The organism is Massilia sp. 9I (assembly GCF_902506415.1).
GTDB lineage: Bacteria > Pseudomonadota > Gammaproteobacteria > Burkholderiales > Burkholderiaceae_D > Telluria.
The window spans coordinates 2,223,338-2,244,425 of sequence record NZ_LR733275.1 but is presented as its reverse complement, the minus strand read 5'-3'; the positions used below and the strand labels follow the sequence as shown (position 1 = coordinate 2,244,425).

General features: G+C 64.6%; 20 protein-coding genes. 18 read left to right on the top strand and 2 right to left on the bottom strand.

Annotated elements, in window-relative coordinates; translation table 11 throughout:
• Nucleotides 1–23 precede the first annotated feature (23 nt).
• The 14 genes from frr (at nucleotide 24) to GV068_RS10060 (ending at nucleotide 14,070) form a co-directional block, all read left to right on the top strand.
• Nucleotides 24–584: a ribosome recycling factor gene (gene frr, locus GV068_RS10125; RefSeq protein ID WP_159697200.1), complete on the top strand. Its 561-nt coding sequence runs from the start codon at nucleotides 24–26 to the stop codon at nucleotides 582–584.
• 129 nt (nucleotides 585–713) lie between these two features.
• On the top strand, nucleotides 714–1,469 hold the full coding sequence (gene uppS / locus GV068_RS10120) for a polyprenyl diphosphate synthase (RefSeq protein WP_159697199.1): 756 nt from the start codon (nucleotides 714–716) through the stop codon (nucleotides 1,467–1,469).
• Between the two features lie 12 nt (nucleotides 1,470–1,481).
• Nucleotides 1,482–2,312: a phosphatidate cytidylyltransferase gene (locus GV068_RS10115; RefSeq protein ID WP_159697198.1), complete on the top strand. Its 831-nt coding sequence runs from the start codon at nucleotides 1,482–1,484 to the stop codon at nucleotides 2,310–2,312.
• Between the two features lie 36 nt (nucleotides 2,313–2,348).
• Nucleotides 2,349–3,524 (top strand): 1-deoxy-D-xylulose-5-phosphate reductoisomerase, encoded by a 1,176-nt coding sequence (gene ispC / locus GV068_RS10110; protein WP_159697197.1) that lies wholly within the window; start codon nucleotides 2,349–2,351, stop codon nucleotides 3,522–3,524.
• Nucleotides 3,525–3,528: 4 nt separating this feature from the next.
• Complete coding sequence (gene rseP / locus GV068_RS10105) at nucleotides 3,529–4,869, top strand: RIP metalloprotease RseP (protein ID WP_159697196.1); 1,341 nt, start codon at nucleotides 3,529–3,531, stop codon at nucleotides 4,867–4,869.
• 74 nt (nucleotides 4,870–4,943) lie between these two features.
• The gene (gene bamA / locus GV068_RS10100; RefSeq protein ID WP_159697195.1) at nucleotides 4,944–7,280 is read left to right on the top strand and encodes an outer membrane protein assembly factor BamA; all 2,337 of its coding nucleotides are present in this window, start codon (nucleotides 4,944–4,946) and stop codon (nucleotides 7,278–7,280) included.
• Nucleotides 7,281–7,338: 58 nt separating this feature from the next.
• Nucleotides 7,339–7,842 carry an OmpH family outer membrane protein gene (locus tag GV068_RS10095; RefSeq protein ID WP_159697194.1) on the top strand — a complete coding sequence of 168 codons (504 nt, stop codon included), beginning with the start codon at nucleotides 7,339–7,341 and terminating at the stop codon, nucleotides 7,840–7,842.
• A 43-nt stretch (nucleotides 7,843–7,885) separates the two neighbouring features.
• Nucleotides 7,886–8,959 carry a UDP-3-O-(3-hydroxymyristoyl)glucosamine N-acyltransferase gene (lpxD, locus tag GV068_RS10090; protein ID WP_267874528.1) on the top strand — a complete coding sequence of 358 codons (1,074 nt, stop codon included), beginning with the start codon at nucleotides 7,886–7,888 and terminating at the stop codon, nucleotides 8,957–8,959.
• Nucleotides 8,956–9,438: a 3-hydroxyacyl-ACP dehydratase FabZ gene (gene fabZ / locus GV068_RS10085; RefSeq protein ID WP_159697193.1), complete on the top strand. Its 483-nt coding sequence runs from the start codon at nucleotides 8,956–8,958 to the stop codon at nucleotides 9,436–9,438. Before lpxD ends, fabZ begins: the two co-directional genes overlap by 4 nt.
• A gap of 1 nt (nucleotide 9,439) precedes the next feature.
• Nucleotides 9,440–10,228, top strand: a complete 789-nt coding sequence (lpxA, locus tag GV068_RS10080) for an acyl-ACP--UDP-N-acetylglucosamine O-acyltransferase (RefSeq protein WP_159697192.1) — start codon at nucleotides 9,440–9,442, stop codon at nucleotides 10,226–10,228.
• A gap of 13 nt (nucleotides 10,229–10,241) precedes the next feature.
• A complete protein-coding gene (gene lpxB / locus GV068_RS10075) occupies nucleotides 10,242–11,372 on the top strand; it encodes a lipid-A-disaccharide synthase (protein WP_159704854.1) in 1,131 nt (376 codons plus the stop codon).
• 9 nt (nucleotides 11,373–11,381) lie between these two features.
• On the top strand, nucleotides 11,382–12,029 hold the full coding sequence (gene rnhB, locus GV068_RS10070) for a ribonuclease HII (RefSeq protein ID WP_159697191.1): 648 nt from the start codon (nucleotides 11,382–11,384) through the stop codon (nucleotides 12,027–12,029).
• Nucleotides 12,026–12,823 carry an RNA methyltransferase gene (locus GV068_RS10065; RefSeq protein WP_159697190.1) on the top strand — a complete coding sequence of 266 codons (798 nt, stop codon included), beginning with the start codon at nucleotides 12,026–12,028 and terminating at the stop codon, nucleotides 12,821–12,823. The genes rnhB and GV068_RS10065 overlap by 4 nt, the downstream gene beginning before the upstream one ends.
• 50 nt (nucleotides 12,824–12,873) lie before the next feature.
• Entirely contained in the window at nucleotides 12,874–14,070 is a 1,197-nt protein-coding gene (locus GV068_RS10060; RefSeq protein WP_159697189.1) for an EAL domain-containing protein, read from the top strand.
• Nucleotides 14,071–14,722: 652 nt separating this feature from the next.
• Here the strand turns inward: GV068_RS10060 and GV068_RS10055 are convergent.
• Entirely contained in the window at nucleotides 14,723–15,571 is an 849-nt protein-coding gene (locus GV068_RS10055; protein WP_201303271.1) for a pyruvate, water dikinase regulatory protein, read from the bottom strand.
• A 182-nt stretch (nucleotides 15,572–15,753) separates the two neighbouring features.
• On the opposite strand from GV068_RS10055, the gene ppsA reads away from it, so the two are divergent.
• Nucleotides 15,754–18,186, top strand: coding sequence for a phosphoenolpyruvate synthase (gene ppsA / locus GV068_RS10050; protein ID WP_159697188.1), 2,433 nt, complete (start codon nucleotides 15,754–15,756; stop codon nucleotides 18,184–18,186).
• 64 nt (nucleotides 18,187–18,250) lie between these two features.
• Here the strand turns inward: ppsA and GV068_RS10045 are convergent, their stop codons facing one another.
• Nucleotides 18,251–18,553 carry a hypothetical protein gene (locus GV068_RS10045; RefSeq protein ID WP_159697187.1) on the bottom strand — a complete coding sequence of 101 codons (303 nt, stop codon included), beginning with the start codon at nucleotides 18,551–18,553 and terminating at the stop codon, nucleotides 18,251–18,253.
• Between the two features lie 327 nt (nucleotides 18,554–18,880).
• Here GV068_RS10045 and GV068_RS10040 point away from each other — a divergent pair, with 327 nt between their 5' ends.
• From GV068_RS10040 to GV068_RS10030, 3 genes are read left to right on the top strand one after another with little or no spacing between them, the layout of a single operon-like run.
• Nucleotides 18,881–19,303: an NfeD family protein gene (locus GV068_RS10040; protein ID WP_159697186.1), complete on the top strand. Its 423-nt coding sequence runs from the start codon at nucleotides 18,881–18,883 to the stop codon at nucleotides 19,301–19,303.
• Nucleotides 19,304–19,343: 40 nt separating this feature from the next.
• Nucleotides 19,344–20,279 carry an SPFH domain-containing protein gene (locus GV068_RS10035; RefSeq protein WP_159697185.1) on the top strand — a complete coding sequence of 312 codons (936 nt, stop codon included), beginning with the start codon at nucleotides 19,344–19,346 and terminating at the stop codon, nucleotides 20,277–20,279.
• On the top strand, nucleotides 20,279–21,085 hold the full coding sequence (locus GV068_RS10030; RefSeq protein WP_159697184.1) for an SDR family oxidoreductase: 807 nt from the start codon (nucleotides 20,279–20,281) through the stop codon (nucleotides 21,083–21,085). The genes GV068_RS10035 and GV068_RS10030 overlap by 1 nt, the downstream gene beginning before the upstream one ends.
• Nucleotides 21,086–21,088: the final 3 nt, after the last annotated feature.

Below are 21,088 nucleotides of genomic sequence, written 5' to 3'. Positions count from 1 at the left end.
TTCAAGAAAAATAGGAGAGCAGCATGTCCCTAGCTGACGTCAAGAAAAATGCCCAGGACCGCATGACCAAGTCCATCGAGACCCTGCGCGCCAACCTGGCCAAGGTCCGCACCGGCCGCGCCCACGCCGGCATCCTCGACTCCGTGATGGTCGAGTACTACGGTTCGCCGGTCCCGCTGTCGCAGGTCGCCAACCTGACCCTGATCGACGCCCGTACCATCGGCGTGGCCCCGTTCGAGAAGAAAATGGGCGCTACCATCGAAAAGGCGATCCGCGACTCCGACCTGGGCCTGAACCCGTCCTCGCAAGGCGATATGATCCGCGTGCCGACCCCGCCGCTGACCGAAGAGCGCCGCAAGGAAATGGTCAAGCTGACCAAGTCGGAAGGCGAAGATGCCAAGATCGCCGTGCGCAACATCCGCCGCGACGCCAATGAAGCAGCCAAGAAAATGGTCAAGGACAAGACCGCTTCGGAAGACGAAGAGCGCCGTTCGAACGACGAGATCCAGAAGCTGACCGACAAGTTCGTCGCCGAGATCGACAAGCTGCTGGCTGATAAAGAAAAAGACATCATGACCGTGTAAGACCGGGTTCGGGGCGTATGCGCCCCGCCCAGGCGGACCGGCCCCGGCATTCGTGTCGCGGCCGGTCCGAATCCCTTTAAGACCGGCCGACGCCGCATCGACCCATGCGCGCCGGCCCTGCTGGAAGCAATGATGTTCAAAAGTTCGACCACAGCCATTCCCGAAGCGCTTGCCGTACCGCGCCACATCGCCATCATCATGGATGGCAATGGCCGCTGGGCGACCAAACGCCTGCTGCCGCGCGTGGCCGGCCACGTCAAGGGCGTGGAGGCGGTGCGCGGCGTCGTCGAGGCCTGCGTCGAGCGCGGCGTCGAATACCTGACGCTGTTCGCATTTTCGTCGGAAAACTGGCGCCGTCCGGCCGAGGAAGTCTCGCTGCTGATGCGCCTGTTCGTCACCGCGCTCGAGCGCGAAGTGGCGAAGATGCACGCCAATAATATCCGCCTGAAAGTCGTGGGCGACCTGAGCCGCTTCGACGCCAAGCTGCAGGAAATGATCAGTGCGGCCGAACGCCGCACCGCCAACAACACCCGCCTGACGGTCAGCGTGTGCGCCAACTATGGCGGCCGCTGGGATATCATGCAGGCAACTAGCAAGATGGTGGCCGCCAATCCTGGCGTCCTTGAATACACCGAAGAAATGCTGGCGCCGCACCTGGCCATGGCCTATGCGCCCGAACCCGACCTGTTCATCCGCACCGGCGGCGAGGAGCGCATCTCGAACTTCCTGCTGTGGCAGCTGGCCTATTCGGAGCTGTATTTCACGCAAACCTACTGGCCGGACTTCTCGAAAGCCTCGCTGGACGAAGCGATCGGCTCCTTCCAGCAGCGCGAGCGCCGCTTCGGCCAGACCGGCGACCAGGTAGCCTCGACGAACAAGGCATAAAGCGAAGAACCCATGCTGAAAACCCGGATCCTCACCGCGCTCGCACTCCTGGCAGTCCTGCTGCCGGTCCTGTACTACAACAACTACACGGCCTTCGCGGTGGTGGCATCCGCCTTCTTCGGCGCGGCGATCTGGGAGTGCTTCCGCCTGTTCAATCCGGGCACCAGCAAGGCGCCGCTGATCGCCGCCTTCTGGACCGCGGCCTTCGTCTACGCCTTCTTCATTGCGCCGAGCCCGAACCCGGTGTTCTGGTTCGCGATCAGCGTGCTGGTCTGGGCCTTGCGCTTCGTACCCTCGCTCAAGCTCGGCCTGCCGCCGCTCAACAGCAGCGCCAACACCTTCCTCAGCCTGATCTACGCCATCGCCGTGGTCGGCTGCTTCGCGGCGATCGTCGAGATGTACCGCCTGTCTCCGCTCTACCTGCTGTCGGTGATGGCCATCGTCTGGGCCGCCGACATCTTCGCCTACTTCTCGGGCAAGGCCTTCGGCAAGCGCAAGCTGGCGCCCTCGATCTCGCCCGGGAAATCCTGGGAAGGCGCGATCGGCGGCGGCGTCGCCGTGCTGGTGCTGGCCACGCTGAGCATCCTGTTCGGCGGCGAGGCCATGCTCGGCACCTTCGCCGCGCGCGTCCAGGCCGTTCTCGGCTGGGGCGTGCTGTACGCGGTGCTGATCCTGATCGTCGCGGCCAGCGTGGTCGGCGACCTGTTCGAATCCCAGCTCAAGCGCCGCGCCGGCATGAAGGACAGCAGCAACCTGCTGCCCGGCCACGGCGGCGTACTGGACCGCGTGGACGCACTCGTCCCGGTCCTGCCGCTGGCGGCCCTGATCGGCGCCTGGCTCTGATCCGGCTGACCCCGTCTCCCCACAAGGAATACCACAATGCAGCGCATTACCATCCTGGGCGCCACCGGCTCGATCGGCGCCTCGACCCTCGACGTCCTCGCGCGCCACCCGGACCGCTACCGCGTCCATGCCCTGAGTGCGCACGGCCGCGTCGAGGAACTGGCCGACGCCTGCCACCGCTTCAAGCCGGCGCGCGCGGTGGTCGGCACGCCTGACGCCGCCGAGCGCCTGGCCGCATTGCTCGAAGGCCTGGACATCCAGGTCGACCATGGCGAGCAGGCTCTGTGCGAGATCGCCTCCAGCAGTGAGACCGACACCGTGATGGCCGCCATCGTCGGCGCCGCCGGCCTGGCGCCCACCCTGGCTTCAGCGCGCGCCGGCAAGAAGGTCCTGCTGGCCAACAAGGAAGCCCTGGTCATGTCCGGCCAGCTGTTCATGGACGCGGTGCGCGAGAACGGGGCGACCCTGCTGCCGATCGACAGCGAGCACAATGCGATCTTCCAGTCGCTGCCCGCCACCTATGCGCGCGATCCGCAGGCTGCCGGCGTCGCCAGGATCCTCCTGACCGCATCCGGCGGTCCGTTCCTGAAGCGCGCCGTCGACACCCTCGAGGCGGTGACGCCGGACGAAGCCTGCAAGCACCCGAACTGGGTCATGGGCCGCAAGATCTCGGTCGACTCGGCCACCATGATGAACAAGGGCCTGGAAGTGATCGAGGCGCACTGGCTGTTCGGCGCCCCGGCCGAGCTGATCGAAGTCGTGATCCATCCGCAGAGCGTGATCCACTCGATGGTGTCCTACACCGACGGCTCGGTGCTGGCCCAGCTGGGCAACCCCGACATGCGCACCCCGATCGCGCACGCGCTGGCCTTCCCGGAGCGGATCGCCTCGGGCGTGTCTCAGCTCGACCTGACCGACATGGCGGCGCTGCAGTTCTACAAGCCGGACTTCGAACGCTTCCCCTGCCTGGCGCTGGCCTTCGACGCCCTGCGCGTGGGTGGCACCGCGCCAAGCCTGTTGAACGCCGCGAATGAAGTCGCAGTGCAGGCCTTCCTCGAATGCGAGATCGGCTTCCGTGACATCGACCGCGTGATCGCAGAAGTGATAGACGCCGTGCCGCACGGCCCGGCGAGCTCGATCGAGGCGGTGCTGGCGCAGGATGCGCGCGCCCGCGAAGCCGCCCACGGCGTGATCGCCCGCCTGCGAGGCTAAAGCCATGAGCCTGATTTATACCGTGCTGGCCTTCGCGCTGGCCCTCGGCCCCCTGATCGTGCTGCACGAACTGGGGCATTACCTGGTGGCGCGCGCCTGCGGCGTGAAGGTGTTGCGCTTCTCGATCGGCATGGGCCGCGTGGTGTGGTCGCGCCGTTTCGGCAAGGACCAGACCGAATGGGCGATCTCGGCCCTGCCGCTGGGCGGCTACGTCAAGATGCTGGACAGCCGCGATCCGGAAACGGCGCCCAAGGACGATTCGGAGCTGGACCGCGAGTTCACGCGCCAGAGTGTGTGGCGCCGCATCGCCATCGTGGCGGCCGGCCCGATCGCCAACTTCATCGTCGCCATCGGCCTGATGGCGGCTCTGTTCATGCACGGGGTCGAGGAACCCTCGGCGCGCCTGCGCGCGGCGCCGCAAGGTTCGAGCGCCCAGGTGGCGGGCGTACGCGGTGGCGATACCGTGGTCGCGGTGAACGGCAACCCGGTGCAGTCCTGGTCCGAGCTGCGCTGGCAGATCGTGCACGCCACCGTCGACAAGCGCGAGCTGCGCATGGATCTGCGTTCGCCGGGCGGCGGCGGCTATGCGGCCACCATCCCTGCGCAGCGCATCGCGCAGCTGGACGTCGAAGGCGACGTCGCCAAGGAGCTGGGCCTGGACCTGTGGCGCGCCCGCGCCCGCATCGAGAAGGTGCTGCCGGGCGGGGCAGGGGAGCGCGCCGGCCTGCAGCCGGGCGACCTGATCCTGCGGGCCGACGGCAAGCCGGTCGAGGACGGCATGGTCTTCACCGAGACCATGCGCGCCGCAAGCGGCCGATCGGTGCAGCTGGACGTCGAACGCGGAGGCCGTGTACTGACCGTGGCGGTCACCCCGGAAAAGGATGCGGCCAGCGGGCGCGGCATGGCCAAGGTGCTGCTGTCGCAGCCGGTCGAGATGGTCACCGTGAGCTCCGGCCCGTTCGAGGCGATCGCCAAGGGCGCCGAGCGCACCTGGGAGACCAGCGTCATGACGATCAAGATGATCGGCAAGATGGTTACCGGCGAGGCCTCGTGGAAGAATGTCACCGGCCCGATCACGATCGCCGATTATGCCGGACAGACCGCGCGCATTGGCCTGGCCACTTATCTGCAGTTCATTGCATTTATTAGTATTAGCTTAGGCGTAATGAATTTGTTACCAATTCCGGTTCTGGATGGGGGCCATTTACTGTATTATTCGCTGGAAGTTTTGACCGGGCGCCCGCTGCCTGCGCGAGTCGGAGAGTTCGCACAGCGCTTCGGAGTCGGCCTGCTGTTCATGCTGATGGCGCTCGCCGTCTTCAATGACCTGGTGCGGTTGCTCTAAAAGGCCTGTAATTGAGCAGCCCGACGCACCTGCAAAAACAATATGTACGTTGTCCAATGACTTTGATCCAGCCAATGAATTCACAACCTGATCGTTTTGCCCTGCCGTTCATCCGTCGCAGCATGATTGGCGCTGCCGTGCTGGCCCTGTGCGCCAGTAATGCATTCGCCGTCAACCCGTTCGTGGTCAAGGACATCCGGGTCGAAGGCATCCAGCGGACGGAAGCGGGCACCGTGTTCAGCTACCTGCCGGTGCGCGTGGGCGAAACCTTCGACGACGCCAAGGCGACCACCGCGATCAAGGCCCTGTTCGCCACCGGCTTCTTCAAGGACATCCGCCTGGAAGAAGAAAACGGCGTGCTGGTCGTGCTGGTCGAGGAACGCCCGGCGATCTCCTCGGTGGACTTCACCGGCACCAAGGAATTCGAAAAAGACATGCTGGTCAAGGCCCTGCGCGAAATCGGCGTGGGCGAGACCAAGATCTTCGACAAGGCGGCGGTCGACCGCGCCGAGCAGGAACTCAAGCGCCAGTACCTGTCGCATGGCCTGTACGGCGTGAAGATCACGACCACCGTCACCCCAATCGAACGTAACCGCGTGACGATCATGTTCAACGTCGATGAAGGCGACGTGGCGAAGATCCGCCAGATCACCTTCGTGGGTAACAAGGCTTTCAGCGACAAGCGCCTGCAGGAAGTGCTGCAGCTGTCGAAATCGGGCTGGTTCACCTGGTACTCGAAGGCCGACCAGTACTCCAAGCAGAAGCTGACCGGCGACCTGGAAGCGATCAAGTCGCTGTACCTGAACAACGGCTACCTCGAGGCCAACGTCGAATCGACGCAAGTTTCGATCACCCCGGACAAGCGCGACATCTACCTGACCATCAACATCACCGAAGGCGAGCAGTACACCGTCTCCGGCGTCAAGCTGGAAGGCGAGATGTTCGGCCGCGAGGAAGAGCTCAAGAAGCTGATCCTGCTGGAGCCGGGCAAGACCTATTCGGGCGAAGCCCAGGAAGCGACCAACAAGCTGATCGCCGACCGCCTCGGCACCTTCGGCTACGCCTTTGCCAACGTCACCGCCAATCCGGAGATCAACCGCGAGAAGCGCGAAGCGGCCTTCACCTTCTTCATCGATCCGGGCAAGCGCGCCTACGTGCGCCACATGAACATCTCGGGCAACACGGTCACCCGCGACGAAGTCATCCGCCGCGAGTTCCGCCAGTTCGAAAGCTCGTGGTACGACGCGAACCGCGTCAAGCTCTCGCGCGACCGCGTCGACCGCCTCGGCTACTTCAAGGACGTCAAGATCGAGACCCCGGAATCGCCGGGCAGCACCGACCAGGTCGACGTCAACATGACGGTCGAGGAAAAACCGACCGGTAACTTCATGATCGGCGGCGCCTTCTCGCAGTCGGAGAAGTTCACCTTCACCGCCTCGATCTCGCAGGCCAACTTCGCCGGCAGCGGCAACACCGTCGGCCTGGAGCTGAACACCAGCAAGTACAACCGCACGATCGCGTTCTCGCAGACCAATCCGTACTTCACGGACGACGGCATCTCGCGCTCGTTCCAGCTCTACCTGCGCACCATGCGCCCGCCGGCGATCAACCTCGGCCTGTACACGGTGCGCCAGACCGGCGGCACCATGACCTTCGGCGTGCCTTTCTCGGAATCCGACACCGTGTTCTTCGGTGCCGGCCTGGAACGCACCCAGATCGAGACCGACGCCACCTCGCCGAGCCTGTACCAGACCTTCGTGGCGCAGAACGGCGGCCCGGCCAACGGTATCGGCAAGGCCTCTACCTTCGCCATCCCGCTGACCGCGGCATGGGGCCGCGACACCCGCGACAGCGCGGTGACGCCGACCCGCGGCCGCTACCAGCGCGCCAACCTGGAAATCGATGCGCTGGGCGATTCGAAGTACTACCGCATGGTGTACGAGCACCAGTGGTGGCGCCCGGTCACGCGCTGGATGACCCTGGCCCTGCGCGGCGAGTTCGACTACGGCAAGGGCATCGGCGGCAGCGCCTACCCGGTGTTCAAGAACTTCTACGCCGGCGGCATCGGTTCGGTGCGCGGCTACGAAAGTTCCTCGCTGGGCGTGGTCGACCCGACCTATTACGACGCGGTGGGCGGCTCCAAGCGCATCATCGCCAACGCCGAACTGCAGTTCCCGTTCCCGGGCAGCGGCACCGACCGCAGCCTGCGCTGGTTCACGTTCATCGACGGCGGCCAGGTGTGGCAGGAGCAGTCCAAGATCCGCCTCGACCAGATGCGCTACTCGGCAGGTATCGGCCTGTCGTGGATTTCTCCGGTGGGCCCGCTGAAGTTGAGTTATGCTAAGCCTTTGAACAACTTGCCGGGCGACCGCCTGGAGCGCTTCCAGTTCCAGATGGGTACCGGTTTCTGACGGGCCACAGGCCAGGAACGACTTCCGGAGAACGATGTTGAAAACGCTGATAGCCACCTTGCCCCGTACGCTTTTGCTGGCAGCGCTGTGCGCGGCGCCGTTGGCGCCGGTCCACGCCCAGGGCCAGCTGGGTTCGGGGCGCATCGGTTTCGTGGCCACCGAGCGCCTGATGACCGAGTCGAAGATGGCGAAAACGGCCGATGCGCGCATCCAGGCCGAGTTCTCGAAGCGCCAGAAGATGGTCGAGGAAGCCGTCATGAAGCTCAAGCAGGCGTCGGAGAAGTTCGACGGCGAAGCGGCCGGACTGAACGACGTCGAGCGCACCCGCCGTGCGCGCGAGCTGCTGAACATGGAAAAGGACGTGCAGCGCATGCAGCGCGAGTTCCAGGAAGACCTCATGCAGCGCAAGAACGAAGAGCGCGCCGCGATCGCGACGCGTGCCTACAAGATCATTGAGCAGGTCGCCGAGCAGGACAAGCTCGACGCCGTGCTGGCCGAAGCCGCGTGGTTCAGCCCGCGCATCGACATCACCGACAAGATCCTGAAGCTGCTCGACAAGTAAGTCGCAGTTCCAGCTCAGTTTCAGCATAAAGAAGCAGCACATCTTGACTGACACCCGACATCCCAACACGGGCATTCGACTGCAGGACCTGGTCGAGCGCTTCGGCGGACAGCTGGTCGGCGACCCGGACATCTGCGTCACGGCGATCGCGCCGCTCGACAGCGCGGGCCCCTCGCACATCAGCTTCCTCAGCAACAGCAAGCTGCGCGCCCTGGCGGCGCAAAGCGGCGCGGCGGCGCTGATCCTGTCGCCGCTGGACGACCCGGCAGTCAGCGCGACTTACGAGGGCGCGCGCATCGTCACCACCAATCCCTACGCCTATTTCGCCCGCGCCGCGCAGTACTTCGCGTCGCTGTCCGAAATCGTCAAGGCGCCGGGCATCGACCCGAGCGCCTCGGTATCGAAGGACGCCGTGGTCGACCCGAGCGTCCATATCGGCCCGCACGTGACGGTCGAAGCGGGCGCGGTGATCGGCGCCCACGCCGTGATCGACGCCGGCTGCTTCATCGGCCGCGACGCACGCATCGGGCAGGGCACGCATTTCTTCGCCAACGTGACATTCCATGCCGGCTGCAGCATCGGCGCGCGCGGCATCGTCCATTCCGGCGCCGTGATCGGCACCGACGGCTTCGGCTTTGCGGTTGAAGGCGGCGTGTACATCAAGATTCCGCAGACCGGGTGCGTGGTGATCGGCGACGACGTCGACATCGGCGCCAACACCTGCATCGACCGCGGCGCGCTGGCCGACACCATCATCGAAGACGGCGTCAAGCTCGACAACCAGATCCAGATCGGCCACAACTGCCACATCGGCGCCCATACCGCGATGGCGGGCTGCGTCGGCGTGGCCGGCAGCGCCAAGATCGGCAAGCACTGCACCTTCGGCGGCGCCGCCATGGTGCTGGGCCACCTCGAGATCGCCGACAACGTCCATATCTCGTCGGGCAGCATGGTGTCGCGCTCGGTGCTCGAGCCGGGCCAGTACACCGGCTTCTACCCGCTGGCCAAGAACGCCGAGTGGGAACGCAGTGCCGCCATCGTGCGCAACCTGGCCTCGATGCGCGAGAAGATCCGCGCCCTTGAAAAGACCATCAAAACTCTCACAGAACAAAAATGACTACCGAAGCACAGACCACCGTCAAAACCCTGGACATCAACGCGATCAAGGAATACCTGCCGCACCGCTATCCGCTGCTGCTGGTCGACCGTGTGCTGGACGTTGAACTGGGCAAGCGCATCACCGCCATCAAGAACGTGACCGTCAACGAGGAATTCTTCAACGGTCACTTCCCGCACAAGCCGGTGATGCCGGGCGTCCTGATGATCGAAGCGATGGCGCAGACCGCCGCGATTCTCTCGTTCATGACCATGAACGTGAAGCCGGACGAGAATTCGGTGGTCTACTTCGTCGGCATCGACAACGCACGCTTCAAGCGTCCGGTCGAGCCGGGCGACCAGCTCAAGATGGACATCGAGATCCTGCGCGTCTCGCGCGGCATCTGGAAGTACAAGGCCGTCGCTAGCGTCGACGGCAAGGTCGCGGTCGAAGGTGAACTGATGTGCACCATCCGCGCAAACGAGGCGGCGGGGCAGTAAGATGAGCAAGATCCATCCTAGCGCGATCGTCGACTCCAAGGCGGAGCTGGACAGCTCGGTCGAAGTCGGCCCTTACTCGATCATCGGCCCCGATGTGCGCATCGGCGCCGGCACGGTCGTGGGGCCGCATGTGGTGATCGAGGGCCACACGACGGTCGGCAAGGACAACAAGTTCTTCCAGTTCTGCTCGATCGGCGCTGCGCCGCAGGACAAGAAGTGGAAGGGCGAGCCGACTCGCCTCGAGATCGGCGACGGCAACACCATCCGCGAATTCGTCACCATGAACCTGGGCACGGCCCAGGACGAAGGTGTGACGCGCCTGGGCGACGATAACTGGATCTCGGCCTACGTCCACCTGGCGCACGACTGCCAGGTCGGCAGCCACACGATCTTCTCCAACAATGCGCAGCTGGCCGGCCACGTGCACGTGGGCGACCACGCGATCCTGTCGGGCTACGCCGGGGTGCACCAGTTCTGCAAGATCGGCGCCCACGCCTTCATCGGCATGTACACCAGCCTGACCCAGGACGTGCCGCCGTTTGTCCTCGTTTCGGGCAACCCGGCCGGCCAGCGCGGCGTCAACATCGAAGGCCTGAAGCGCCGCGGCTTCTCGCGCGACCAGATCGACGGCATCCGCGCCGCCTACAAGCTGCTGTACCGCTCCGGGCTGACGCTCGAAGAAGCGAAGGCTGCATTGCTGGAAGAAGAAGGCCGTTCGACGGCTGCCGCCGCCGACATCCGCGCCATGCGCGAATTCCTCGGGGTGGCTAGCCGTGGCATTGTCCGCTGACGTTTCCTTAGCGATGGTCGCCGGCGAGGTGTCCGGCGACATGCTCGCCGCGCGCCTGATGGCCGGCCTGCGCCCGCAGCTGCCGAACGTCCGTTTCCACGGCATCGGCGGCCCGCGCATGATGGAGCAGGGCATGCAGTCGGACGTCCCGATCGAGACGCTGACCGTGCGCGGCCTGTTCGAAATCATCCCGCGCTACCGCGAGATCAAAGGCATCCAGAGCCGCCTGCGCGACCGTCTGCTGGCCGAGCGCCCGGCCGCCTTCATCGGCGCCGACTATCCGGGCTTTAACCTGGGACTGGAAGAGCAGTTGCGTGCCGAGGGTATTCCGACCGTCCACTTCGTCAGTCCCCAGATCTGGGCCTGGCGCGGCGGGCGCATCAAGAAGATCAAGCGCGCGGTCTCGCACATGCTGGTGATCTTCCCCTTCGAGGAAGCGATCTACCGCGCCGCGGGCGTGCCGGTGACCTATATCGGGCATCCGCTGGCCGAGATGATCCCGCTCGCGCCCGATGTCGGCGCCGCGCGCGCCTCGCTCGGCATTGCTGCGGACGCGCGCGTGGTCACCATCATGCCGGGCAGCCGCATGGGCGAGCTGAAGTACCTGGTCGAGCCCTTCGTCGCGGCCGCCAAGCTGCTGGCCCAGCGCGACCAGAATCTGGTCTTCATCGCGCCGATGGCGGGCGAGCGCCAGCGCGCCTACTATACCGAGATCGTGAACAAGGCCGGCCTGCAGGACGTGCCGGTACGCCTGGTCGACGGCCAGTCGCATGCGGCGATCGCTGCCGCCGATGCGGTGCTGGTGGCCTCGGGCACGGCCACGCTGGAAGTGGCCCTGTTCAAGAAACCGATGGTCATCGCCTACAAGGTCATGCGCGCCTCCTGGGAGATCATGCGCCACATGGGCTACCAGCCCTGGATCGGCCTGCCGAACATCCTGGCGCGCGAATTCGTCGTTCCGGAGTATCTTCAGCATGCTGCGACGCCCTCGGCGCTGGCCGACGCCGTGCAGCGCCAGCTGGATGATCCAATGGGGAACGAAGCGCTCGCGCGCCGCTTTACTGACATGCACCACAGCCTGCTGCGCAACAGCGCCGAGGCGAGCGCGGACGCAGTGCTCCGCGTGATCGGACGTAAAAAGTGAGCAACCGAAGTGAGTAAAAAGAAGGTCAACTTTTATCCCGGACTGCCGCCACGCCTGCGGCCGTTCACCGACGTCGACATCGTGTGCGGCGTGGACGAAGCCGGCCGCGGCCCGCTGGCCGGCCCCGTATTCGCCGCCGCCGTGATCCTGGACCCCAAGCGTCCGATCGACGGCCTGCGCGACTCCAAGAAGCTGACCGAAGCGCGCCGCGACGAGCTGGCTCCTTTGATCAAGGAGCATGCGCTGGCCTGGGCCATTGCGGAGTGCTCCTGCGAAGAGATCGACACCCTGAACATCCTGCACGCGACCATGCTGGCGATGCGCCGCGCGGTGGAAGCGCTGCGGACGGTGCCGACCATCGCCCTGATCGACGGCAACCGCTGCCCGCCGATGGAGATCAAGGCCCACGCCGTGGTCGAAGGCGACGACAAGGTACACGCCATCTCGGCCGCATCGATCCTGGCCAAGACCGCCCGCGACGCTGCGCTGGTGCAGCTGCACGCCCAGTATCCGCAGTACTGCTTCGACCAGCACAAGGGCTACTCGACCGCGCTGCACCTGGAGCGCCTGCGCCTGCACGGCCCGTCGCCGGTGCACCGCCGCACGTTCGCGCCGGTGCGCGAGCTGCTGCAGCCGGACCTGTTCGCCATCGCATGAAGAGCATCACCTCGCGCGACAACGCGTTCTACAAAGAGCTGAAAAACCTCGCCACCAGCTCGCAGGCGCGCCGCAAGGCAAAACGCAGCCTGCTGGACGGCGTGCACCTGTGCGAAAGCTGGCTCGACCTGCGCGGCGCGCCGGAGCACTGCGTCGTCTCCGATGAGGCGCTGCACAACCCGGAAGTCGCCGCCATCGTCGCCCGCGTCGAAGACCTGCACGCGCTGGTCACCGCGCTGCCCGATGCGCTATTCGGCGCCATCAGCCAGGTCGAGAACGGCGTGAACATCGTGTTCGTGGTCGAATCGCCCACGCCCTTGATGCCGCCCGGTCTGGTGGAATCGAGCGTGCTGCTGGACGGCGTGCAGGACCCCGGCAATGTCGGCTCGATCCTGCGCAGCGCCGCGGCCTCGGGCATCAAGCAGGTCTACTGCAGCCCCGGCACGGCCTTCTGCTGGTCGCCCAAGGTGCTGCGCGCCGCGATGGGCGCCCACTTCGTGCTCGACATTTTTGAAAACATCGAGCTGGCGCCGCTGGTGCGCGACGCGAAGGTGCCGGTGCTGGCCACCAGCGGCTACGCCGCCGAGCAGCTGTACGCGCTCGACCTGCGCCGCCCGGTGGCCTGGATCCTGGGCCATGAAGGGCAGGGCGTCTCGCGCGAACTGCTAGAGATCGCCACCCACCGTGTCGCCGTGCCGCACGCCGGCAAGGTGGAATCCCTGAACGTGGCCGCCTGCGCCGCAGTGTGCTTCTTCGAGCAGCTGCGCCAGGGCCAGGCCGCGGGACAGGCATAGACGCCAACCCGGCCTTCGGGTTAATCTGCGTCTGACAGACTGGAGTAGAGATGGACATCGCGCATTTGCACTTCCTGGTGGCGGAAGCCGACGCCGCCCAGCGCAGGACGCTGGTGGAGGCGCTCGGCCAATTGGGAGCGAGCCGCGTCACCGACGTGCCCGACGGCCACCTGGCCCTGCAGCGCCTGGAAGCCGGCTTCACGCCGAAGGTCGACGTGGCGATCGTCGACCTCGCGCTGCCCGGCATGGACGGACTGGAACTGATCCGCAACCTCGGCACGCTGGGCGAGGGCGTGCGCCTGATCGTCACCGGCGCCCAGCCCGCCAGCCTGCTGTTCTCGGTCGAGACCCTGGCGCAGGCCTACGGCGTCGACCTGCTCGGCAGCATCGGCAAGCCGGTGACCGCCGCCAAGCTCAAGCCCCTGCTCGACAACTACACCCCGCCGGTGCGCAGCAGCGAACGGCCCGCGGGCCCGCGCTTCAGCTTCCAGGAGATCGGCATCGGCTTGCAGAAGCGCCAGTTCGAGCCCTTCTTCCAGCCGAAGATCGAGCTCGCCACCGGCCAGGTGAAAGGCCTGGAGGCCTTCGCCCGCTGGCGCCATCCCGAACACGGTGTACTCGGGCCCGGCGCCTTCATCGACGCCCTGGAGCAGAACAACCGGGTCGACTTCCTCGACTGGAGCATGATCGAGCTGTCGGCCGAGCGCTGCCGCTGGCTGCAGGACCAGGGCATTCCGGTTCCGATGTCGATCAACCTCGCGCCCGAGACCCTGGCCCATCCGTCTTTCGTGCGCCAGATCACCGCCTGCATCGGCCGCCACCGCATCCTGCCGGAATACCTGACCTTCGAGATGCCGGAATCCTCGGTCCTGAACACCGACCCCGAATTCATCGAACGCCTGGTCCGCCTGCGCATGATGGGCTTCGGCCTCGCCATCGACGACTACGGCACCGGCCGCTCCAACCTGCAACTGCTGGCCCGCATCCCCTTCACCGAACTGAAGATCGACCGCAGCTTCGTCGACGGCGCCTCCAAACGCCGCCCCCTAGGCACGGTGCTGCGCTCCTGCCTCGGCCTCGCCCACAGCCTCGACCGCATGTCGGTGGCAGTCGGCGTCGAAACCCGCCAGGACTGGGACTTTCTGCAAAACCTCGGCTGCACCTACGCCCAGGGCTACCACATCGCCAACCCCATGGAAGCCGCCGCCTTCCCCGGCTGGCTCGAAGACTGGCGCCACTTCTTCTAACCCATTGGGGTCAGAGTCGAATTACCGAGCAATTCCCCAGAATTTCCCGCAATTCGACTCCGACCCTAATTGCTTCCACACCCTGTACCCAAAATCAAATTGGGGTCAGAGTCGAATTGTTTGACAACTTTTGAAAGTTGCTCGGTAATTCGACTCTGACCCTCATTTATTTTGTGGGCTACGCATTGGGAATTCGACGATCGATAGCCAAGTCAATTGATCTGCAAAATGTATTGTCGAGAGGACCGCGATCCGATTCCAACGGCTATCAAATTAATTAGGGTCAGAGTCAAATTGTTGAGAAACTTTCGAAAATTTCCCAATAATTCGACTCTGACCCTAATTGTGTTTGAATAAGCTTGAGCCAAAGAAATGAGGGTCAGAGTCGAATTGCAGGCAATTTTGGGGAATTGCCCAACAATTCGACTCTGACCCCGCGGTTTAATACTCTCTGCGGTCGGGTTTGATTTCTTGGAGGATGGAATTAATTAGGGTCAGAGTCAAATTGTTGAGAAACTTTCGAAAATTTCCCAATAATTCGACTCTGACCCTAATTGTGTTTGAATAAGCTTGAGCCAAAGAAATGAGGGTCAGAGTCGAATTGCAGGCAATTTTTGGGAATTGCCCAACAATTCGACTCTGACCCCGCGGTTTAATACTCTCTGCGGTCGGGTTTGATTTCTTGGAGGATGGTGGTGGCGATTTCTTCGATCGACTTGGTGGTCGAGGACAGCCAGCGGATGCCTTCCCGCTTCATCATCGATTCGGCTTCGTTCACTTCGTAGCGGCAATTTTCGATCGAGGCGTACTTGCTGCCGGCGCGGCGTTCGTTCCGGATCTGGGACAGGCGCTCCGGCGTGATCGTCAGGCCGAACAGCTTCGATTTGAAGGGCGGCAGCGAAGAGGGCAGCTTGCCGCGCTCGAAGTCGTCGGGGATCAGCGGATAGTTCGCGGCCTTCAGGCCGTACTGCATCGCCAGGTAGAGGCTGGTCGGGGTCTTGCCCGAGCGCGAGACGCCCACCAGGATCACATCGGCCTCGGCAAGGTTCTTGTGCGACTGACCGTCGTCATGTGCCAGCGAAAAGTTGATCGCTTCGATCCTGTTCTTGTATTCCTCGGTGTCCACTGCATTGTGGATGCGCCCGATCGTGTGCGTCGACTTCACGCCCAGTTCCTGCTCGAGCGGCGAGACGAAGGTCTGGAACAGGTCCATGTGCATGCCCTTGGCCGCCCGGATCACGCTCGACAGGTCGTGTTTCACCAGCGTGGAGAACACGATCGGCCGTTGACCGTCGCGCGCGAAGCTGTCGTTGATCCGGCGCGCCGCCTCGTGTGCCTTCTCGATCGAGTCGATGAAGGGCAGGCGGATCTGGCGGAAGCGCATCTCGAACTGGCTCAGCACCGCGTGACCGAAGGTCTCCGCCGTGATGCCGGTGCCGTCCGAGACGAAGAACACGGTGCGGGAGGAGGGAGTGGCGGGTGCGCTGGTTTCTTCGGTCATGGTGTCGAAATGCTAAGTCTTGCTGCCAAAGTTGCAGCATGGTCTGCCGGTCACGGGGTAAAATGCTCGGCAACGGGTCTGCATTGTGCTGCACGACGGCCAGAATAACAAGAATACCCCGTCGCCCAGCTGATTGTGAAATGCGCCAAACGGTTTCTATCATCAAGTAAGGGTGTTTTACCATGACTAACCTGTCTGTAGCAGCATTGAAGGAGCCTGACCAAGCCTCACGCGTCTACGTCGCCTCGTTCGAAAACCTGCGCATGAGCGACGTCGAGTCGGTCGGCGGCAAGAACGCGTCGCTCGGCGAAATGATCTCGCAGCTGGCCAACGCCGGCGTGCGCGTCCCTGGCGGCTTTGCCACCACGGCTGACGCCTTCCGCGACTTCCTCGACCATAGCATTGGGGGCCCATCCCTGGGCCAGCGCATCGCGACCCGCCTCGAAGGCCTGGACGTCGACGATGTCCGTTCGCTGGCAGCGGCCGGCGCCGAGATCCGCCAGTGGATCGTCGACACCCCGTTCCAGCCGCGCCTGGAGCAGGAAATCCGCGCCTTCTACGAGCGCCTGGTCGCCGGCTCCGAGACCGAAGTCTCGTTCGCCGTGCGCTCCTCGGCCACCGCCGAAGACCTGCCGGACGCCTCGTTCGCAGGCCAGCAGGAATCCTTCCTGAACGTGGTCGGCATCGACAACGTCCTGGAAGCGATGAAGCACGTCTTCGCCTCGCTCTACAACGACCGCGCGATCTCCTACCGCGTGCACAAGGGCTTCACCCACGCCGAGGTGGCGCTGTCCGCCGGCGTGCAGCGCATGGTGCGCTCCGACACCGGCGCAGCGGGCGTGATGTTCACCATCGATACCGAATCGGGCTTCAAGGACGTGGTCTTCGTCACCTCCAGCTATGGCCTGGGCGAGACCGTGGTGCAGGGCGCCGTGAACCCGGACGAGTTCTACGTCCACAAGCCGATGCTCGCCCAGGGCAAGCTCCCGGTCATCCGCCGCAACATCGGCTCGAAGCTGATCAAGATGGAGTTCACCAGCGAAGCCAAGGCCGGCCGCTCGGTGAAGACCGTCGACGTGCCGATCGAAATGCGCAACCGCTATTCGCTCACCGACGCCGAAGTCGTCGAGCTGGCGAAGTACGCCGTCATCATCGAGAACCACTACGGCCGTCCGATGGACATCGAGTGGGGCAAGGACGGGCGCGACGGCAAGCTGTACATCCTGCAGGCGCGTCCGGAAACCGTGAAGTCGCAGCAGAAGGCCACCGACGCCCAGCAGCGCTTCAGCCTGAAGGGCACCGGCACCGTGTTGACCTCCGGCCGCGCGATCGGCCAGAAAATCGGCGCCGGTCCCGTGCGCGTGATCCAGGATCCGAGCGAGATGGAACGCGTGCAGCCGGGCGACGTGCTGGTCGCCGACATGACCGACCCGAACTGGGAGCCGGTGATGAAGCGCGCTTCCGCCATCGTCACCAACCGCGGCGGCCGTACCTGCCACGCGGCGATCATTGCGCGCGAACTGGGCGTGCCGGCGGTCGTCGGCTGCGGCGACGCCACCGAAACGCTGAAGGACGGCACCTTCGTCACGGTCTCCTGCGCCGAAGGCGACGAAGGCAAGATCTACGACGGCCTGCTGGAAACCGAGATCACCGAAGTCGCGCGCGGCGAGCTGCCGCCGATCCCGACCAAGATCATGCTCAACGTCGGCAATCCGCAGCTGGCCTTCGACTTCCAGTCGGTGCCGAACGGCGGTGTGGGCCTGGCGCGTCTCGAGTTCATCATCAACAACAACATCGGCGTGCACCCGAAGGCCATCCTCGAGTACCCGAACATCGATGCGGACCTGAAAAAGGCGGTCGAATCGGTCGCCCGCGGCCATGCCTCGCCGCGCGCCTTCTACGTCGACAAGCTGGCCGAGGGCGTGGCCACCATCGCCGCGGCCTTCTGGCCGAAGCCGGTGATCGTGCGCCTGTCCGACTTCAAGTCGAACGAGTACAAGAAGCTGATCGGCGGTTCGCGCTACGAGCCGGACGAAGAGAACCCGATGCTGGGCTTCCGCGGCGCCGCGCGCTACCTGGCCGAGGACTTCGCAGAGTCCTTCGAGATGGAATGCCTGGCAATGAAGCGCGTGCGCGAAGACATGGGCCTGACCAACGTCGAGCTGATGATTCCCTTCGTGCGCACCCTGGGCCAGGCCGAGAAGGTCATCGACCTGCTGGCCAAGTATGGCCTGAAGCGCGGCGAGAACGGCCTGCGCGTCATCATGATGTGCGAAGTGCCGTCCAACGCCATCCTGGCCGAGCAGTTCCTGCAGTACTTCGACGGCTTCTCGATCGGTTCGAACGACCTGACCCAGCTGACCCTGGGCCTGGACCGCGACTCCGGCATGGAGCTGCTGGCCAAGGACTTCGACGAACGCGATCCGGCCGTGAAAGCCATGCTGTCGCTGGCGATCAAGGCCTGCCGCGCACAGGGCAAGTACATCGGCATCTGTGGCCAGGGTCCGTCGGACAACCCGGACTTCGCCCAGTGGCTGGTGGGTGAGGGCATCGAATCGATGTCGCTCAACCCGGACTCGGTGATCGAGACCTGGCAGAAGCTGGCCGCCAAGTAAGCGCGCCCACGCCGACCATGTAACCCCGCTTGCCGCTCCGGCAGCGGGGTTTTTTCGTGCCGCTTCAAGCGTGCTTGCTGGCCTTCATATGGGCCCGGGCGGTCGAGGCTTTGGCGATGGCCTCCTTTTTGCAGTCCGATTTCGCAGCGCCCTTCATGCTCTTGCAGCTCGCCAGCGCGGTCTTTTCTTCCTTACTGATCTGCTGCTTTTCAGCCTTCACGCCGGCCTTGGTGGCGGGCGCCAGCGATTGCACTGCGGCCTGGGCGACAGGCTGGGAGCTGGGGTGCGCAGCGGTCTGGGGGGCGGCGAAGGCGGCGCTGGACGCCATCAGCAGCACGGCGCTCGCGAGTTTCAATGTCGATTTCATGACGTTTCTCCGGTGTTGAATCCAGTGTGAGGAAGTCGCTCACCGACTTAACGCCTGCGCGATGCGGGAGTTGACGGCCTTCGTGCGCACCGACACCGGTTTAAGCATCGCATAAGGACGCGATGTGGGCGGCCTATGCGCCTGCGATAAACAAGGCCGCAGGCCCTTCCAATCCTGGCTGGACCTGCTACACTGAGATCGACAAACTCTTTGCCAGAAAGCACACAATAATCAAGCGCATCGACATCACCGCCGCTCGTCAGCCCTCGCCGCCTGTTGCAGGTCGCGGGGGTTTTTTACTTTTTTGACCCACTCTAGGAGACGCCAATGACTGACTGGATGAGTTGGCTGGTAGTGGCCGGCATCCTCGTGATCGCCGAGCTGTTCACCGGCACCTTTTATCTCCTGATGATCGCGATCGGCCTGAGCGCCGGCGCGCTGGCCGCCTTGTCGGGTGCGAGCGGGCCGGTGCAGACCCTGGTCGCCGCCGCGGTCGGCCTGGTCGCCACCGCGGTCCTGCACCGCAGCCGCTTCGGCCGGCCGGCGCGTTCCGAACCCACGCGCGACAGCAACGTCAACCTCGACATCGGCCAGCGCGTGGTGGTGCCGCAGTGGCAGGACCGCCGGGCGCGCGTGATGTACCGCGGCGCGCTGTGGGACGTCGAGCTGGGTCCGGGCGCACTGCCGGAGTCGGGCGATTTCCGCATCGTCGAAGTGCTCGGCAATCGCCTGATTGTTTCTAATTCATAAGATCAACTCATCGTTGACCCATCATTTATAAGGGATGCTCATGGAATTCTCGTTTGGTACGGTCGCGCTGGTCATTTTCATCATCGCGCTGGTATTCATCTTCAAGACGATCAACGTGGTGCCGCAGCAGCATGCGGTGGTGGTCGAACGCCTCGGCAAGTTCCACGCCGTGCTGGCGCCCGGCCTGAACATCGTGGTGCCCTTCATCGACCGGATCGCCTACAAACACAGCCTGAAGGAGATCCCGCTCGACGTGCCGCCGCAGGTCTGCATCACCAAGGACAACACCCAGCTGCAGGTCGACGGCATCCTGTACTTCCAGGTGACCGACGCGATGCGCGCGTCCTACGGCTCGTCGAACTACATCCAGGCGATCACCCAGCTGGCCCAGACCACACTGCGTTCGGTGATCGGCAAGATGGAGCTGGATAAAACCTTCGAGGAGCGCGACCACATCAACACCACCATCGTCAACGCGATCGACGAGTCGGCCGCCAACTGGGGCGTCAAGGTGCTGCGCTACGAGATCAAGGACTTGACGCCGCCGGCCGAGATCCTGCACGCGATGCAGCGCCAGATCACCGCCGAGCGCGAGAAGCGTGCGCTGATCGCCGCCTCGGAAGGCCGCCGCCAGGAGCAGATCAACATCGCCAGCGGCGAACGCGAAGCCTCCATCGCCCGCTCGGAAGGCGAGCGCCAGGCCGCGATCAACCGCGCCCAGGGCGAAGCGAGCGCCATCGTCGCGCTGGCCGATGCAAGCGCGGCGGCGGTGCGCCAGGTGGGCGCTGCGATCCGCGAGCCGGGCGGCATGGATGCGGTGAACCTGCGCGTGGCCGAGCACTACGTCGACGCCTTCGGCAAGCTGGCCAAGACAAACAACTCGCTGATCGTGCCGGCCAATATGGGCGACATGAGCAGCGTGATCTCCAGCGCGCTGCAGATCGTGAAGTCGCAGCAGCCGGAGATCCTGCGCTGATGCGGGTCGTCGTCATTACCGGCGCCTCGGACGGCATCGGCGCCGAGATGGCCCGCCAGCTGGCGGCGAAGGAGGGCGCAAACGTGGCGCTGGTGCTGGCCGCGCGCAATGCGGCCCAGCTGGACGCGGTGGCCGCCGAATGCGCGGTCCACGGCGCCCGCACGCTCACGGTCCCGACCGACGTCGGGATCCAGATCCAGTGCCGGCGGCTGGTGGTGAGCGCGGTCGAGCAGTTCGGGCGCATCGACGTCCTGGTCAACAACGCGGGCCGCTCGGCGCACGCGCTGTTCGAAGAAGTCGAAGACTTGTCCTGGTACGAAGAGCTGATGCGCGTGAACCTGTGGGGCGCCGTCTGGTGCACCCAGGCCGCACTGCCGGCGCTGAAGGCCACGCAGGGCAAGATCGTCGCGGTGTCCTCGCTGGCCGGCCTGGTTGGCGTGCCGGGACGGACCGCCTACAGCGCCACCAAGTTCGCGATGACCGGTTTCTTCGAAGCCTTGCGCGCGGAGATGAAGGGCTATGGCGTGAGCGTCACCACGGCGTATCCGGGCGTGGTGGCCACCCAGATCCGCTACCGCGGTTTCAATGCCGAGGGCAATACAATGGGATCGAGCGCCCTGAAGGAAGAGGGCGCGATGAGCGTGGAAGAATGCGCGCGCCTGATCATCGCCGGCATGGACGGCCGCAAGCGCGAGGTGGTGATGACGGCAAAAGGAAAAGTGGGGCGCTTCCTGAAATTGCTGGCCCCTGGCCTGGTCGAGAAGATGGCGCTGGCGGCGCTCAAGCAGGACGTGCGCCCGCACTGAGGC